Genomic DNA, 16,504 nt, shown 5'->3' with positions numbered 1-16,504 from the left:
GCCCGGGATTGTCGTCGCCCGTGCGTACCCTCACTGTCAGACGGTCCACACCACGGGGCCACCTGAGCAATGCAGGAGTCGGGGATGAGCGGCTATTGGCGCCGCTTGGTACGTCGCTTGACCAGCGACGTGACCGAGCTCGACGCGGACGACCTGTCGCGAAAAGCGGAGGCCGTCGGCGCGGTGAAGGCCTGCGACTGCAAGTCCGGTGAGGAGGTCACCGTCCTCGGAAGGCTCCGCAGTGTGGAGCTCTGCCCGCGGGACGCGGCCGCCACCCTGGAAGCCGAGCTCTACGACGGCACCGAGGGCGTCACCCTCGTCTGGCTCGGCCGCCGTCGCATCGCGGGAATCGAGCCTGGTCGGACGATCAAGGCCCGAGGCCGCATCGCCGTGCGCGACGGGCGCAAGGTGCTCTACAACCCCTATTACGAGTTGCAGAACGCTTCATGACTTCAGTCAAGACCGAAGAAAAGCAGCCCACCGTCCTCGAGCAGATGGGCGGCGTGAGCGGAATGCTCTACTCGTCGCTGCCCGTGCTCGTCTTCGTGATCGTCAACTTCACGACCAAGAACCTGATGGCCGCGATCATCAGCTCGCTCGCCGCCGCCGTCGTCATCGGCGTGGTCCTGGCCGTGCGCAAGGGCACCATCCAGCCCGCGATCTCCGCCGTCTTCGGCGTGGGCATCGCGGCGTTCATCGCGTACAAGACAGGCGAAGCCAAGGGTTTCTTCCTCTTCGGCATCTGGCAGAGCGTCGTGTACGGCAGCGCCTTCCTGCTGTCGATCATCGTGCGCCGGCCGCTCGCCGGCGTGATCTGGACGTTCCTCAACGGCAGAGACCGCTCCTGGCGCGACGACAAGGCCTCGGTCCGCGACTACGACATCGCGACCTTCGTGTGGGCCCTGGTGTTCTTCGCCCGCTTCGTGGTCCAGCGCTGGCTCTACGACGAGGACCAGGTCGGCTGGCTCGCCGTCGCCCGCCTCGGCATGGGCTACCCGCTGATGGCCATCGCCCTCCTCGCCACCGTCTGGGCGGTCCGCCGCGCGGACAAGCGCCTCAAGGCGGCCGAGGAAGCCGCCGAGGCCAAGGCCAAGGCGGATGCCGAAGCAGCGACGGAGGCAGTGCTCGCACGCACGGCCGACGACCTGCTCACGCCGGACATGGACGAACTCAAGCGCGTCGTCGACGCCGAGTCCCGCGACAAGTCCAGAGACTGACCCGCTCCACCTTCGCGGCCGGTGCCTCCTCTCGGGGGCACCGGCCGCGTCGTTTTCCGGTCGCGATGTGGTGATCGAGTGCGAGGGCCTGTGGGCACTTCGCCGCCGGCCTGTTCGAGGCTGACCGGGACGGGATCTGCTGGAGAGCGTCGGCCGCGAAGTCCGCGGCGAAGTCGTCGCGCTGGAGACAGCGGCAGGCGTCGTGCGACGACTGACTTAGGTGCTGCTTTGCGCTCGCCTCGGCACCGACCGGATGCAAAAGACGTTTGCGGACGACGGCAAAAGACTCATTGCAAAGGGGGCAGAGGACGAGGCGGTCGGCCGAGACGCGCGCTCGGCGGCTGGACCAGCGACAATGCGCCTCGACAGGGAAATGTCGACCCTGCGGCCTACTGAGCAAAATGCGATATATTGGATATCAGCTGGTTCGGGAAGGGCCGAGCACGGCACGTAGTTCGTCGCGGCCCGTCACCCCGAGAACCCCGTAGATCGCGTGCAGGTGGTTGTCGACGGTGCGCTTGGACGTGTGGAGCCGCCCGGCGATCTGCTGGTTGGTGAGCCCGGACGTGGCGAGGTGCGCCACCTCGGTCTGGCGGCGGGTCAGGTGGGTGAGGTCGCCGGCGTGCAGGACCGGGGTGTGGACGCCGTCGAAGTCGCGCATCAGAAGCGCCTGCCGGGCGGAGGCCTGGGAGGCGGCGCGGGCGTTCCCCTGGGTTCGGTGCAGGCGGGTGGCGGCGGCCAGGGCCTCAGCGGCGTACAAGGTGGCGCCGATGCGCTGGAAGTCCGTTGCAGTGGTCTCCAGGGCGGTCGGTGCGGCGTGCGCGAGGGCGGTCGCGTGTGAGGCGTAGGCCCTCGTCATCGGGTCGTCCATGGTGGTTGTGAGGGCCGTTAGGCGCGTGGACGTGTCCACGCCGTAGCGGGCGGCATCGTGCAGTGCCATGGCCTCGCTGCCGTGCGCGCCCAGTTCGGCGCACTCGTTGGCGGCGGCCATGGCCGTGTCGGCGGCGGCGCGGATGTCGCCGGTGCTCGCGAGCACCCAGGAGCGGGTCACCGAGACCGTGGTGCCGGTCAGGCGCCAGGCTGGGCGGCGGGCCTTCTCGGCGCGGGCCAGCGACTGCTGGGCCAGGGTGGTGTCGCCGGAGATCGCCGCGGCGACGGCCAGGTTCGCCAGGGCGATGGCGTCGAAGATCAGGGGACCCGTGCGGGATTTCGGGCTGCCTTCGCGGGCCATGCGCAGGGCTTGGGTGCCGTTGCCTCGCATGCGCGCGCAGAACGACAGCACGCTGTAGAGCGATGTCGCGCCCGTGAACGCCAGGTCGTCGAACGGCCGGTCGTACATCGTCAGCGCGAGAGCCTCCGCCTCGGCGAGACGGCCGGCGAACGCCAGTGCGAAGCAATGCATGCGCAGTGCGCCGTCGTCTGGTCCGGCAGGGTCTTCCAGTGCCTCGTAGGCGGTGATCTCCCGCGCGACCTCGCGATAACGGCCCGCGTGCAGGAGGCACAACGCTCTGGTGCGTCGCATGTGGACGGAGAGATGCGGTGCCACGGGGCGATAGCTGCGTTCGAGCACCGTTGCCACGTGATGGTGTTGTGCGTCGAGGATGACCCGGACGACCTGCAGCCAGTCGTGCACGTCCGCTGGGAGGCCGGGCGTGTCGGCGGCGTCGAGCGTCGCGGCGGCGGTGTCCGCGTCGCCGAGGCCGAAGTGCAGGTTCATCGCGCGGGTCGCGGCGAGATGGCTCAGGTCCTCCGCCGACAGCGGGCCGGCCATCACGTCGGCGAGGGTCGCTTCGGCTTGCGACGGTTCGTGGCCGTGCATCAGCACCTGGCCGAACACGTGCCCGACCCGGCTCAGGCCGCCTGCCTCGACGGCGGCGCGGCAGAGGCGTTCGGCGAGCGTCACGTCCTGCGCGGCCCAGGCCTGTTCGGCGGCCTCGGCGAGCAGGGTCACCGAGGTGGGGGAGCCGCCGTCGAGCCGCCACGTGGCGATGCGCATGAGGTCTTCACGGCGGCGCGCGCCCGTTGCCTCCAGTGCGGTGGCCAGCGCGCGTTGGTGTGCCCGCGCGCGCAACGTCGGGCACGTCGCACGAAGCAGGCTGCCGTACAACGGGTCTCCGAGCCGCACGACCGTGCGACGCCCTGAGGGCACGACACGGATCAACCCGCGCGTCTCCAGGTCGTCCAGCGCCTCCTCGCACACCAACGCTGCCAGCAGGTCCAGTTCCACCGGTTCGGAATACGCGAGCAGTTCCAGCGCGTGCCGGTGCGACGGTTCCAACCGGCCTAGGTTGGACTGCACAAGCTCCGCGAGCCGCCCGCCGAGCTCGATCGGGCCGTGCCACGACCAGATGCCGTCGTCTGCGCGCAACGCGCCCACCGCGCGCCCGAAAACGACGAGTTCTCTGAGGTACAACGGGTTCCCCGCGCTGGCGGACCACAGCAGCGACGCCGACCGCGTGTCGACCGGGTCGCCCAGCGCGCGTTCGAGCAGCAGGTCGGACTCGGCGCGCGACAGGTCGCCGAGCGGGCAACGGCGCAGCAGCCCCTCCTGCCACAACTCCATGCGCTCACCTGGCCGTGAAGTCACGAGCACCCGTGCGTGTCCGTGCCGGATCACGTGGTGCAGCAACGCGATGGAGGCGTCGTCCAGCAGATGTGCGTCGTCCACCACGATCACCAACGGCGGCTGTTCGGACAGAAGGTGCTCCACGGCGCGACCGAGCGGGTTCGCCGTGCGCAGGTCAGCGGGCAGCATCGCGGCCATCGCCCCGAACGGGATGGCCGACGTCGCCACCGTCGCACAACAGCGCCGCACGGCGAGTCCGGAGCGCTCCAGCCGTGCCACGACCTCGTCCGTGAGTCGCGTCTTGCCCACACCGGCGGGTCCGACGAGCGCGGCGCCGTTGCCTGACGTGAGCGCGGACATCACGTCCTCGAGCTCCCGCACCCTGCCCACGAACGGCCACACGACTCGCAGTGTGCCGAAGGTCCCGCCCGCCGCGCACATCGATTTACGCGCCGTGGCCGAACAACTCGCGCAAGCCACCCCGTCCCGTCACGCCCACTGCCGCGTACGTCGTGTGCAGATGGTTGTCCACGGTCCGTTTGGCGATCGCCAGCCGTTCGGCGATCTCGACGTTCGTCAGTCCGGCCACGGCGAGACGCGCGATCTCCAGCTGGCGTGGCGTCAGCGCGGCGAGCGTGCGAGTCATCACGAGACCAGGGGTGGTCGCGCCGTCGAACGTCTCCGAGAGCGCCGCCGCCTGCCGTTCCAGCCGGTCCGCCTCACGAGGCCGGTCGTGCAGACGCGACAGCCTGCTGGCCTCCGCGAGCGCCTCAGCCGCGTACAACGTGGCACCGCACGCCGTGAACGCCGCCGCCACCTCCTCCAGCCCCGCCGGGTCACGCAACGCGCGCGCCTGGGCGTGCGAGGCGTACGCGGTCGTGAGCGGCTCCTTGCGTGACTTCGCGAGCTCCAGCAGACGAGGTGAGGTGTCCGCACCGAACCGTGCGGCGTCGTGCAGCGACACGATCTCCTCAGAGTTCGCGCCATGCGCCCGAGCCAGGGCGGCGTTGTGCAGGGCGGCCTGCATCGCCTCGTGGACGCGTCCGGCACCCGCGAGCACCCACGACCGTGCGGCCCCTACGGCGAACCGCGCGATACGCCACGCGGGCCGCAAACCGGTCTCCGCACGTGCCAAGGCCCGGAAAGCACGATCCGACTGCCCCTGCAACGCCGCGCCGGCCGCGAGCTCGGCCAGCAGCAGCACGTCCCACATCATCGGCAGCGCGGCCGGGTCCGGCACGCCTTCGGCGGAGATCCGCACGGCCGACGCGGCCTTCCCGCGTACCCGCGCGCTCTGGCTCAGGAGCACCCGCGGCGGCACCTGGGTGACCGCCCAGCGGTCCTCCTCGATCACCTCCGCCAGCGCCTGCGCAGCCCGCCTCTCCGCACCCACCAGGTCACCGGACCGCAGCATGCTCTCGGTGTGCACGCCCTGCGCTGCGTTCATCAGCGACGGGAACCGCCCCGCTGTCGCCTGCACGGCCTGATGGTTGTCCTTGGTCCGTGCGATGGCCGCGGTGTAGCGGCCCGCTAACTGGTCCGTGAACGCCAGCACCTGCCGTCCCGCCGTCGCCGCCCAGCCACCCTCCGCGAGCAGCAGTTCACCGCCCAGCCGTGCGACGCACAACGGTGCAGCCTCCAGCGCGATCGTCAGCGAGAAGAACAACACCGCGTGCTCCAGCTCGGCGGACAGTTTCCGTTCTGTCACGAGATCCAGCACGGCCACGGCGGCGTCCTCGTCTCCGAGGCCGAAGAACAGGTTGAACGCGCGTGTACAGCCGACCTGGATCAACGTCAGCGTGTCGCCGCCCGCCGCCATGGCCTCGGCGAGCACGTCCTCGGCCTGTGCGCACTGACGCTGGTACATCAGCACAAGGCCCAGCACGAGTCCCACGCGCGCTGTCGCCCCACGGGCCACCGCGGCACGCGCGAGCCGTTCGGCGAGTTCCCAGTCCTGAGCGGACAGTGCCTGCTCGGCGGCTCGCGCCAGCACGCCGGGCGACTCGGCCGTCCCGCTGTCGATCCGCCACGTCGCGACGCGCAGCGCGTCACCGGGACGGCCGGCACTCTCCAGCCGATCGGCCAACGCACGCCGGTGTGCCCGTGCCCGCAACGTCGGACAGGTGGCCCGCAGGCGCGCGCTGTAGAGCGGATGAGCGACACGCGCCCGTCCGTCGTCACCGACGCGCACGAATCCCATGTCCACGAGGTCCTGCGGCACGGACATCAGCCCGGCTTCGAGCGGTTCGCCGTACGCGAGCAGCTCCAGCGCCCGCCGCTGCGGATCCGCGAGCCGGCCCAGCGCGAGGTCGACGAGCTCGGCGAGCCGCCCGGACAGCTCCAGCGGCCCGCTCCAGTGCCACCCGCCCACGGTCTCGGTCAACGCGCCGCGGTGCCGGCCCGCCGCGACGAGTTCTTTGAGGTACAACGGGTTTCCGCGGCTGTTCGTCCACACCAGGTGCCGTGTCGAGGCATCGGCCGGCCCGCCGAGAGCTGTCGCCAGCAACGCGTCCGCGCGCTCCCGATCCAGCGCGTCGACCGCGATGACAGTCAACCGCTCCATGCCCCAACCGGGCCGTGCGGTGCACATGACTCGCATCAGCCGGTGACGCACAAGGTGCTGCAACACCAACAACGACGCATCGTCGAGCAGATGCGCGTCGTCGACCGACAACACCCGCCGCCCGCCACGAGAGAGGTGCTCGGCGGCTGCGCGCACGGACGACGACGGCAGAATCGACCTCTGCGAGGCGGGCAGATCGGTAGGCACGAGCGACGCGATCGCGCCGAGGGGGATCCGGGACGTGGCGGCCGTGGCGTAACAGCGCACGACCGGATGCGGGACCGCAGCGAGCGCCTCACAGGCCAGCCGTGTCTTTCCCACGCCCGATGGACCGGTAAGCAGCACCGCGCCGTCCACGGCCAATGCCCGCACCGCGGTCCGCAACTCTTCTTCGCGCCCGACCAGGGGCAGCTGATCGCTCACACGAAGTAGGTGCCCGGCTCCGCTGCGCAGATACGCAGCGGAGCGCGCGCCTAATACCCCAGAGCGGTCTTGATGTCCTGCTCGACGGCGGCGGTCGTGACGAACAACAGCTCGTCGCCGCCCTCGAGCGTGTCGTCCGGCTGCGGCACGATGACCCGCCCGCCGCGCAGGATCGTCACCAGGGCGGCGTCCCGCGGCATCGACAGCTCCGAGACCGCCCGGCCGGCGAACGGCGTCGCGTCGTCGAGCGTGATCTCCACGAGGTTCGCCTGCCCCTGCCGCAACGTCATCAGGCGCACGACGTCGCCGATCGTCACGGACTCCTCGACCATGGCGGCCAGCAGCCGTGGCGTGGACACGGCCACGTCGACACCCCACGACTCAGTGAAGAGCCATTCGTTCGTCGGGTCGTTCACCCGCGCGATGACGCGCCGGACGGCGAACTCCGTCTTGGCGAGCAGCGACACCACGAGGTTGACCTTGTCGTCACCGGTCGCGGCGATCACCACGTCGCACAGCTGCATGCCCGCGTCCTCCAAAGAGGACAACTCGCACGCGTCGGCCTGCACCCACTCGGCCTGCTCGACGGAGTTCGGGTCGAAGTGCGCCCGGTCCCGTTCGATCAGCATGACCTGGTGCCCGTCCGAGACGAGCTCCTGCGCGATGGACCGTCCCACGGCTCCCGCACCAGCGATCGCTACCCGCATCAGCTCTCCTCCGGTGCCTGCAGCGCCGCCGCCGCGACGTCGGTGATCGTGCCGGACAGCGCCGCCACGTAGATGGAGTCGTCGGCCTGCACGACGGTCTTCGCGTCCGGCAGCACACCCGTGCCGAAGCGCATCACGAACGCCACACGCGCGCCGATCGCCTCCTCGAGCTCGCGCACCGGCCGCCCGACCCAGGCCTCGCCGACCTCGATCGGCAGCACCGCCACGGTGCCGGACGGGTCGCGCCACGCGGTCGACGCCCCTTCGGGCAGCAACATCCGCAGGAACCTGTCGGTGCTCCACGGCACCGTCGCCACGGTCGGGATGCCCAGGCGCTCGTACACCGCGGCGCGCTTGTGGTCGTAGATGCGCGCGACGACGTGCTCGACACCGAACGTCTCGCGCGCGACCCGCGCCGAGATGATGTTCGAGTTGTCGCCGCTGGAGACCGCCGCGAACGCGCCCGCGCGCTCGACACCGGCCTCGATCAGGACATTGCGGTCGAAACCGTTGCCGATGACCTGCTGTCCGTGGAAGTCGCTGCCCAGCCTGCGGAACGACTGCGAATCCTTGTCGATCACGGCGACCTGGTGGTCGAGTCGCTCCAGGGCCCTGGCCAGGGACGCCCCCACCCGGCCACACCCCATGATCACCACGTGCACGACATGCCTCCTCAGGCGAACTCTCCGCAGAACCTACCGAGCATTAGCCCGTCCCGGTGAGCGGACCCCTTACGCTCTGGCCGTGTCCAAGCTCGCCACCGCTGCCAAGCGCCTCCTGGTCGGACGGCCGTTCCGCAGTGATCGCCTCGCGCACACCCTCCTGCCCAAACGCATCGCCCTCCCCGTGTTCGCCTCCGACGCCATGTCGTCGGTCGCCTACGCGCCGGAGGAGATCTTCCTGATGCTGTCGGTGGCGGGCCTGAGCGCCTACGCCATGGCGCCGTGGGTTGGGGTCGCGGTCGTCGTGGTGATGCTCACCGTGGTGGCCAGCTATCGCCAGAACGTGCACGCCTACCCGTCCGGCGGCGGCGACTACGAGGTCGCGACGGTCAACCTCGGACGCCGTTCGGGCCTCACGGTGGCGAGCGCCCTGCTCGTCGACTACATCCTCACGGTCGCGGTGTCGATCTCGGCGGCCGCGGCGAACATCGGTTCGGCGATCCCGTTCGTCGCGACCCACAAGGCGGAGTTCGCGGTCGCGGCCATCGTGCTGCTCACGGCGGTGAACCTGCGCGGCATCCGGGAGTCCGGCAGCGCGTTCGCCGTGCCGGTCTACGCGTTCATGATCGGTGTCTTCGGCCTGATCGGCTACGGCCTGTTCCGCGGGTTCGTGATGGGCGACGACATGCGGGCCGAGAGCTCCGGCCTGGAGATCCACGCCGAGCAGGACCACCTGATGGGGCTCGCGTTCGTGTTCCTGGTGCTGCGGGCGTTCTCGTCCGGCTGCGCCGCTCTCACGGGTGTCGAGGCGATCAGCAACGGCGTACCGGCGTTCCGCAAGCCCAAGTCCCGCAACGCCGCGACGACGCTGTTGCTGATGGGCAGCATCTCGGTGGTCATGCTGATGGGCCTGATCGTGCTCGCCCAGCTGACCGACGTGCGGATGGCCGAGTTCCCCGCCCAGCAGATCACCAACGCGCCCCAGGGCTACGAGCAGAAGACGATGGTCGCGCAGATCGCGCACGCCGTGTTCGACAACTTCCCGCCCGGCTTCTACTTCATCGCCGGCGTCACGGCACTGATCCTGGTGCTCGCCGCGAACACCGCGTTCAACGGGTTCCCGGTGCTCGGCTCGATCCTCGCCCAGGACCGCTACCTGCCGCGCCAGCTGCACACCCGCGGCGACCGGCTGGCGTTCTCCAACGGCATCCTGTTCCTGGCCGGCTTCGCGGTCGTGCTGGTGATCGCGTTCGACGCCGAGGTCACCCGGCTGATCCAGCTCTACATCGTCGGTGTGTTCGTGTCGTTCACACTCAGCCAGCTCGGCATGATCAAGCACTGGCAGCGGCTGCTCAAGACCGAGACCGACGAGCAGGCACGCAGCCGGATGCGGCGCTCGCAGGCGATCAACACGTTCGGTCTCGCGCTGACCGCGACGGTGCTGATCATCGTGCTGATCACGAAGTTCACCAAGGGCGCGTGGATCGCCATCGCCGCGATGGCCGCCATCTACGCGTTGATGACGGCGATCCGCAAGCACTACGACACCGTCGCCGAGGAACTGCGCAAGCAGGAGCGCGTGCGCACGCTGCCCGCGCGCAACCACGCGATGGTCCTGGTGTCCAAGCTGCACATGCCGACGATCCGGGCGCTGTCCTACGCCAAGGCCGTGCGTCCGGACGTGCTGGAGGCCGTCACGGTCAACGTCGACGACGGCGACACCCGCAAGCTCGTCGCGGAGTGGGAGAAGGAGAACTTCAGGATCCCGCTGAAGGTGATCGAGTCCCCTTACCGGGAGATCACCAAGCCCGTTCTCGACTACGTCAAGCGCGTCCGGACGGACAACCCGCGCGACGTTGTTACGGTGTTCATCCCCGAGTACGTCGTCGGCCACTGGTGGGAGCAGCTACTGCACAACCAGAGCGCGTTGCGGCTCAAGGGAAGGCTGCTTTTCCAGCCGGGTGTGATGGTGACCAGCGTCCCGTGGCAGCTCGAGTCCTCGGTGAAGGTCAAGGACAAGGACGTCATCGCGCCCGGCGCTGTCCGAAGGGGACTTGACGACCGATGAGCACGACCAAGGAAGACTGGACCGGACGCAGGTTCGAGGTAGAGGTAGGGCCCGTCGCACACGGCGGGCATTTCATCGCACGGCACGAGGGCCGCGTTCTGTTCGTGCGTCACGCGCTGCCCGGCGAACGCGTCGTGGTGTCCGTGTACGAGGACAACGGCGGCTCGTTCTGCCGCGCGGACGCCGTGGAGGTCCTGGAGGCGTCACCGGACCGCGTCGAGGCGCCGTGCCCGTTCAGCGGGCCCGGGATGTGCGGCGGCTGCGACTTCCAGCACGTCGCGTGGGACGCGCAACGGCAACTGAAGGCCCAGGTCGTCCAGGAGCAGCTGTCCAGGCTCGCCAAGATCGAACGGGACGTGGTCGTCGAGGCGCTGCCGGGCGGTCCGCTGGAGTGGCGGACCCGGATCCGGATGGCCGTCGGCCGCGACGGGAAGCCGGGTTTCCGGGGCCTGCGTTCCCACGATGTGATCCCGGTAGACCACTGTGTGATCTCCCGGCCGGGCATGGTCGAGGCCGTGGCCGACCGAAAGTGGCGGGCGCAGGAGCTGACGATCGTCCAGGACGGTGACGGCAACCGTCATGTGGGTGAGGTGCGCGGCCGACACACCGCGCGACGCGCCGGAACCGGTACGGCCGTCGAGACCGCCGCCCAACGAAAGTGGCGAGTTTCCGCGGATGGTTTCTGGCAGGTCCACCCGGCCGCCGCGGACACGTTCGCGTCCGTCGTGGGGGAGTGGGCCGCGGCCGAGCCGGGGCAACGCGCGTGGGACCTCTACGGCGGCGCCGGGCTCTTCGCCTCCGTGCTCGGACGGCAGGTCGGAGAAAGCGGATCCGTGCTGGTCGTGGAGTCTTTCCCCGGTGCGGTGGAGGACGGCCGGCGCAACCTCCGGCGCATGTCCCAGGTCGAGTGGGTCGCGGACAAGGTGGAACTCGCCGTGACGCGCAAACTGCCCGTCGAGAACCCCCATGTCGTGGTCCTCGACCCCCCTCGCAAGGGTGCGGGCAAGGTCGTTGTGGCTGAAGTCGCACGACGCCGCCCCGAGCGGGTCGTCTACGTCGCCTGCGACCCCGCCGCACTGGCACGCGACCTGGCCGAATTCACAGTTCAGGGGTACCGGCTCGCGGAACTGCGCGCATTCGACGCGTTCCCCATGACGCACCACATGGAGTGCATCGCCCTGCTCGTACCTGAGATGAGCTGAAGCTGCGTCTCAGTCGCGTCTCCGTAGACTGAGCCGAAGTCTTCAGGAGTGAGGTGGGCGTGGTGACCCTGCTGGAGTCCGTGCACGGACCAGCTGATCTGAAACGGATGGACGAGGCGCAGCTGTCGCAGCTGTGTGAGGAGATCCGTCGTTTTCTGGTCGACAAGGTGTCCAAGACGGGCGGGCACCTGGGCCCCAACCTGGGTGTCGTCGAGCTGACCGTGGCACTGCACCGGGTCTTCGACTCGCCGCAGGACCCGATCGTCTTCGACACCGGTCACCAGTCGTACGTGCACAAGATCGTCACGGGCCGCCGTGACGGGTTCGACCGGCTCCGCCAGCGCGGCGGGATGTCCGGTTACCCGTCGCGGTCGGAGTCCGAGCACGACGTGCAGGAGAGCTCGCACGCCTCGACGGCGCTGTCCTACGCGGACGGCCTGGCGAAGGCGAAGCAGCTCAACGGCGCACACGGCCACGTGGTCGCGGTGGTCGGCGACGGCGCGCTGACCGGCGGCATGTGCTGGGAGGCGTTGAACAACATCGCGGCGGACAGGACGCGTCCGGTCGTGATCGTGGTCAACGACAACGGCCGCTCGTACTCGCCGACGATCGGTGGTCTCGCCGACCACCTGTCGTCGCTGCGGCTGCGGCCCGGCTACGAGCGCGTGCTGGAGAAGGGCAAGAGCGCTCTTCAGCAGACGCCGTTCTTCGGCAAGCCGCTCTACGCCGCCCTGCACGCCGCCAAGCGCGGCATCAAGGACGCGCTGGCGCCGCAGGCGATGTTCGAGGACCTCGGCCTCAAGTACATCGGCCCGGTCGACGGGCACGACATGGCGACGCTGGAGTCCGCACTGCAGCGCGCGAAATCGTTCGGCGGCCCGGTGATCGTGCACGCGGTCACGCGCAAGGGCATGGGGTTCGCGCCGGCCGAGAACCACGAGGCCGACCAGATGCACGCCACCGGCGTCATCGACCCGATCACCGGCGAGAACGTCAAGCCGGCCAGCCGCACCTGGACGCACGTGTTCTCGGACTCGCTGGTGGAGGTCGGCCGCGAGCGCCCCGACGTCGTGGCGATCACCGCAGCGATGCAGGGGCCCACCGGGCTGGACGCGTTCGCGAAGGCGTTCCCGGAGCGGTTCTTCGACGTCGGCATCGCCGAGCAGCACGCGCTGACCTCGGCCGCCGGTCTGGCGATCGGTGGTCTGCACCCGGTCGTGGCCGTCTACGCGACGTTCCTCAACCGGGCGTTCGACCAGTTGCTCATGGACGTCGCACTGCACAAGCAGGGCGTCACGGTCGTGCTGGACCGGGCCGGCGTCACCGGCCCGGACGGCGCGTCGCACCACGGCATGTGGGACATGTCGATCCTCGGCGTGATCCCCGGCGTCCACGTGGCGGCGCCGCGTGACGCCGGCACCCTGGTCGAGGAGCTGCGGGAGGCCGTGGCGATCTCGGACGCACCGTCGGTGATCCGTTACCCGAAGGCCTCCGTCGGCCCGGACCTGCCCGCCCTGGAGCGCGTGGGTTCCGTGGACGTGCTTCGGCGGTCGGGTTCCGACGTGCTGCTGGTGACGGTCGGCGCGTTGGGCGAGCTCGGTCTCGAGGCCGCGCAACGGCTGGAGGACCAGGGCATCGGCGTGACGGTCGTCGACCCGCGGTGGATCTACCCGATGTCGGTGGACCTCGTGGAGATGGCGTCGTCGCACAAGCTCGTGGTGACCGTTGAGGACGGTGGCCGCCACGGTGGCTTCGGTTCCTCTCTCGCGGCCGCCCTGCGCGACGCCGACGTCGAGGTGCCGTTGCGCGACATCGCTCTGCCGCAACAGTTCCACGACCACGGTGAGCGTGGCGAGGTGCTCGCGCTGTGCGGCATCACCGCGCAGGACGTCGCACGCCGCGTGACGGAGTGGGCCGCTCGCCTGGAGTGCCTGCCCGTGGAAATCGACGCGCCCGCGGACAAGCAGATCGGCTAACCTCCACCACGCGCAGCCTCCTGCGGCCCGGCAGGCCTTCCTCGCCGGGTTCCGCGATCGGGGCGGCGCATGGCGCTGTAAGGGCACCAGGTTCTAATCCTGAACGCCAAGACCCCGGTCGCACACGGGGGTCGCGAGCTTTGCGAGTCCCTTGTGGACTCCCGTTCGCGGCCTCGCCGGCCGGGGTCTTGGTCTACCTGGACGGAGGTGGAGACGATGAAGCACACGTTGTTCCCGTGGGAGCGGGGCGTTCGGTTCGACCGCGGCGTGCTGGTGGGTGAGGTGGAGCCCGGACAGCACAAGTTCCCGCGTCACGTCGTGCTGCACCGTGTCGACGTTCGTCCGCGTTCGCTCACTCCCGCCGCACAGGACGTCCCCACGTCCGACGGCGTGCTGGTCCGTGTGACCGTCGTCGTCCGATGGGCTGTGTCCTCGCCGACGACGTTCGTGGTGGCGTCGGCCGGTCCTGAGGCTGAGCTCTACACGGCTGTGCAACTGGCACTGCGCGGTGCGGTTCTCACGCGCGCACACTCAGCCGTCGATGCCGAGCGCGACGCCATCGCCGCCGAGGTGCTGGCTGGCGTGGCTCCGCGGGCCGCTGAGCTGGGTGTGTCCGTTGCCGACGTGGCCGTGCGCGACGTCGTCATGCCCGGTGAGCTGCGCCGGGCCGCCCTGGCCGAGCTGGTGGCGGCGTCCGAGGGCCGTGCGGCGCTGGAACGGGCACGCGGGGAGACGGCTGCGCTGCGGTCGTTGCTGAACGCGGCCCGGTTGGCGGAGGAGCACCCGGCGTTGCTGGAGCTCCGGGCACTGCAGACCGCCTCGACGGTCGTCGTCGATCGGCCTGCACGCAGGAAGTGAAGGTGTCGTTAAGCGCCTTCTCAGGTGCGTGTGGCACCTTTGAGGCGTGCGGATTCTGGTAGTCGAGGACGAGGCGCCTCTGGCCGACGCGATCGCTCGCGGCCTGAGGCGCGAAGGTATGGCCGTGGACATCGCCTACGACGGCGAGACCGGGCACGAGAAGTCGACCGTCACGCGGTACGACGTGGTCGTGCTCGACCGCGACCTGCCGGGGATGTCCGGCGACGAGCTGTGCAAGGAGATCCTCAGCTCCGGCGCGCTCACCAGGGTCATGATGCTGACGGCGAGCGGGTCCATCGAGGATCGCGTGTCCGGGCTGTCGCTCGGAGCGGACGACTACCTCGCGAAGCCGTTCGCGTTCCCCGAACTGGTCGCGCGCGTACGGGCGCTCGCCCGGCGCGCGACTCCCGCGACGCCTCCGCTGCTCGCCGCTCAGGACGTGGAACTGGACCCGGCGCGGCGCACGGTGTCGCGCGGCGGGCAGCCGATCGAGCTGACCCGCAAGGAGTTCGGCGTCCTCGAGGTGCTGCTCGCGGCCAAGGGCTCGGTCGTCAGCAGCGAGGAGCTGCTCGAGCGCGTGTGGGACGAGAACGCCGACCCGTTCACCACGACCGTGCGCGTAACTGTGATGACGTTGCGCAAGAAGCTCGGGGAACCGGGCATCATCGACACCGTCGTGGGCTCCGGCTACCGGGTGCCGAGTGCTTCGAACGGATCTGCTGAGGACTGACCTATGCGAAGGCGCGGACCAGGGCTTCGCCTTCGGATCACGCTCCTCACCACCGCGCTCGTCGCGGTGGTGAGCGCTGTCCTGCTGTTCCTCGGGTGGACGCTGGTCGGGCGGGTCTTCGACTCGTCGCCCTCGTTCCCCTCCGACACCCAGGTCACGGTGGACGGCGTCACCGTCACCGTGAAGGTGCTGACCGACGCGCTGACAGCCACCGCCCGACAGGACCTCCTGCGTGCCGGGCTCATCGCGTTCGCGTGCATGGTCGTCGCCGCCGCAGTGCTGACCTGGACGTTCACCGGTCGCGTCCTCAAGCCCCTGCACGACGTGACGGGTGCTGCCCGCCGGTTGTCCGCTGAGTCGCTGGGGTCGCGGTTGCGGCTGGAAGGCCCGCGCGACGAGGTCGCGGAGCTCGCGGACACCTTCGACGCGATGCTCGACCGGCTGGAAGCCGCCTTCGACTCGCAGCGCCGGTTCGTGGCGAACGCATCGCACGAACTGCGCACTCCTCTCTCGGTGGTGCGCACCGAGCTGGACGTGACCCTGTCCGATCCGGATGCCGACGTCGAAGAGCTGCGACGCATGGCCGGCGTCGTGCGTTCTGCGGGGGAGCGTGCCGAGCAGTTGGTGTCCGCGCTGCTGCTGCTCGCGCGCACGGACGGGATCGGGCTCGCCGTCCGGGAACCGGTCGACCTGTCCGCGGTGGTCGAGTCCGCGTGGAGGGCCGCACGGGCCGAGGCCGAGGCACGCAACCTGCGCACGGTGTTCCGGTGCGTGCCGGCGCTCGCGATCGGGGATCCCGCGCTGCTGGAGCGGATCGCCGGCAACCTGCTGGAGAACGCCGTCCGCCACAACCACGTCGGCGGGTGGATCGAGACCGTGGTGGAGACGGGGCCGCAGTGGTCCGTTCTGCGGGTGTCGTCGTCCGGTCCGCTGATCCCGCCGGACCGCGTGGAGGAGCTGTTCGAGCCGTTCCGCCGCGGGGTCAAGGACCGGACGAGCCAGTCCGGCACGGGTCTGGGGCTCTCGATCGTGCGCGCCGCGGTCGCCGCTCACGGCGGGTTTGCGCAGGCAGTGGCCGTGCCGACCGGTGGCCTGTCGGTCACCGTGCACCTGCCGGCCGCACCTCGCTGAGGCCGGATACAAGATTGTCGGCGTGGTCCCGGTCACACTCTGCGTCGATCTCGGCGGGTTTGAGCCGTCCGCGTGGTGTCTGACCTGCGGTTACGCCGTTAGTGACCCCCGATTTGGATCTCCTGGGGGCCCCGTGTAAATTTCTCCATGCCAGCACGGAACGGGCCGGGAAACACAGCCGGAACGGAGTGCGGCGAAAGACTTCTAAGCCTGACACAGCCCCGGAAGTGACTCTCTTCGGAGACTAGCTGCGGTGTGCGCGTGTTCTTTGAGAACTCAACAGCGTGCCGAAACACAGCCAGTAACATATGAATTACCTCCTCGTCGAGGTAGTTCCTTTGAGGCAAGACTAGATTGATGCCAGACATATTCCGTCTGGAGCGATCAAACACAATCCTTAT

At 69.6% G+C, this 16,504-nt stretch carries 12 protein-coding genes; 8 read left to right on the top strand and 4 right to left on the bottom strand.

Going from position 1 to position 16,504, the window contains the following annotated elements; translation table 11 throughout:
- Positions 1–69: 69 nt before the first annotated feature.
- A complete protein-coding gene (locus DFR72_RS42190; RefSeq protein WP_030474780.1) occupies positions 70–450 on the top strand; it encodes an OB-fold nucleic acid binding domain-containing protein in 381 nt (126 codons plus the stop codon).
- Complete coding sequence (locus DFR72_RS42185) at positions 447–1,217, top strand: DUF3159 domain-containing protein (protein WP_090073425.1); 771 nt, start codon at positions 447–449, stop codon at positions 1,215–1,217. The genes DFR72_RS42190 and DFR72_RS42185 overlap by 4 nt, the downstream gene beginning before the upstream one ends.
- Before the next feature lie 418 nt (positions 1,218–1,635).
- On the opposite strand, the gene DFR72_RS42180 is transcribed toward DFR72_RS42185, so the two are convergent.
- The 4 genes from DFR72_RS42180 to DFR72_RS42165 are packed head-to-tail and all read right to left on the bottom strand — an operon-like array spanning position 1,636 to position 8,138.
- Positions 1,636–4,185: an AAA family ATPase gene (locus tag DFR72_RS42180; protein ID WP_170176657.1), complete on the bottom strand. Its 2,550-nt coding sequence runs from the start codon at positions 4,183–4,185 to the stop codon at positions 1,636–1,638.
- A 43-nt stretch (positions 4,186–4,228) separates the two neighbouring features.
- On the bottom strand, positions 4,229–6,769 hold the full coding sequence (locus DFR72_RS42175; RefSeq protein WP_170176656.1) for a LuxR family transcriptional regulator: 2,541 nt from the start codon (positions 6,767–6,769) through the stop codon (positions 4,229–4,231).
- 50 nt (positions 6,770–6,819) lie between these two features.
- A complete protein-coding gene (locus DFR72_RS42170; RefSeq protein WP_090073432.1) occupies positions 6,820–7,476 on the bottom strand; it encodes a potassium channel family protein in 657 nt (218 codons plus the stop codon).
- A complete protein-coding gene (locus DFR72_RS42165) occupies positions 7,476–8,138 on the bottom strand; it encodes a potassium channel family protein (RefSeq protein WP_090073434.1) in 663 nt (220 codons plus the stop codon). Before DFR72_RS42165 ends, DFR72_RS42170 begins: the two co-directional genes overlap by 1 nt.
- An 82-nt stretch (positions 8,139–8,220) precedes the next feature.
- On the opposite strand from DFR72_RS42165, the gene DFR72_RS42160 reads away from it, so the two are divergent.
- From DFR72_RS42160 to DFR72_RS42135, 6 genes are all read left to right on the top strand, one after another.
- Positions 8,221–10,206, top strand: coding sequence for an APC family permease (locus DFR72_RS42160; RefSeq protein ID WP_090073437.1), 1,986 nt, complete (start codon positions 8,221–8,223; stop codon positions 10,204–10,206).
- Positions 10,203–11,408: a class I SAM-dependent RNA methyltransferase gene (locus DFR72_RS42155; protein ID WP_090073439.1), complete on the top strand. Its 1,206-nt coding sequence runs from the start codon at positions 10,203–10,205 to the stop codon at positions 11,406–11,408. The genes DFR72_RS42160 and DFR72_RS42155 overlap by 4 nt, the downstream gene beginning before the upstream one ends.
- Positions 11,409–11,470: 62 nt before the next feature.
- Positions 11,471–13,384 (top strand): 1-deoxy-D-xylulose-5-phosphate synthase, encoded by a 1,914-nt coding sequence (gene dxs / locus DFR72_RS42150; protein ID WP_090073514.1) that lies wholly within the window; start codon positions 11,471–11,473, stop codon positions 13,382–13,384.
- Between the two features lie 216 nt (positions 13,385–13,600).
- Complete coding sequence (locus DFR72_RS42145; RefSeq protein WP_090073516.1) at positions 13,601–14,242, top strand: SPFH domain-containing protein; 642 nt, start codon at positions 13,601–13,603, stop codon at positions 14,240–14,242.
- A gap of 46 nt (positions 14,243–14,288) precedes the next feature.
- The gene (locus DFR72_RS42140) at positions 14,289–14,972 is read left to right on the top strand and encodes a response regulator transcription factor (RefSeq protein WP_090073441.1); all 684 of its coding nucleotides are present in this window, start codon (positions 14,289–14,291) and stop codon (positions 14,970–14,972) included.
- A gap of 3 nt (positions 14,973–14,975) precedes the next feature.
- The gene (locus DFR72_RS42135) at positions 14,976–16,103 is read left to right on the top strand and encodes a sensor histidine kinase (RefSeq protein ID WP_090073443.1); all 1,128 of its coding nucleotides are present in this window, start codon (positions 14,976–14,978) and stop codon (positions 16,101–16,103) included.
- Positions 16,104–16,504 lie beyond the last annotated feature (401 nt).

The sequence above is a fragment of the Lentzea flaviverrucosa genome (assembly GCF_003350445.1).
GTDB lineage: Bacteria > Actinomycetota > Actinomycetes > Mycobacteriales > Pseudonocardiaceae > Lentzea > Lentzea californiensis.
The sequence above is the reverse complement of the archived record's forward strand: the minus strand, read 5'-3'. Positions and strand labels throughout refer to the sequence as shown.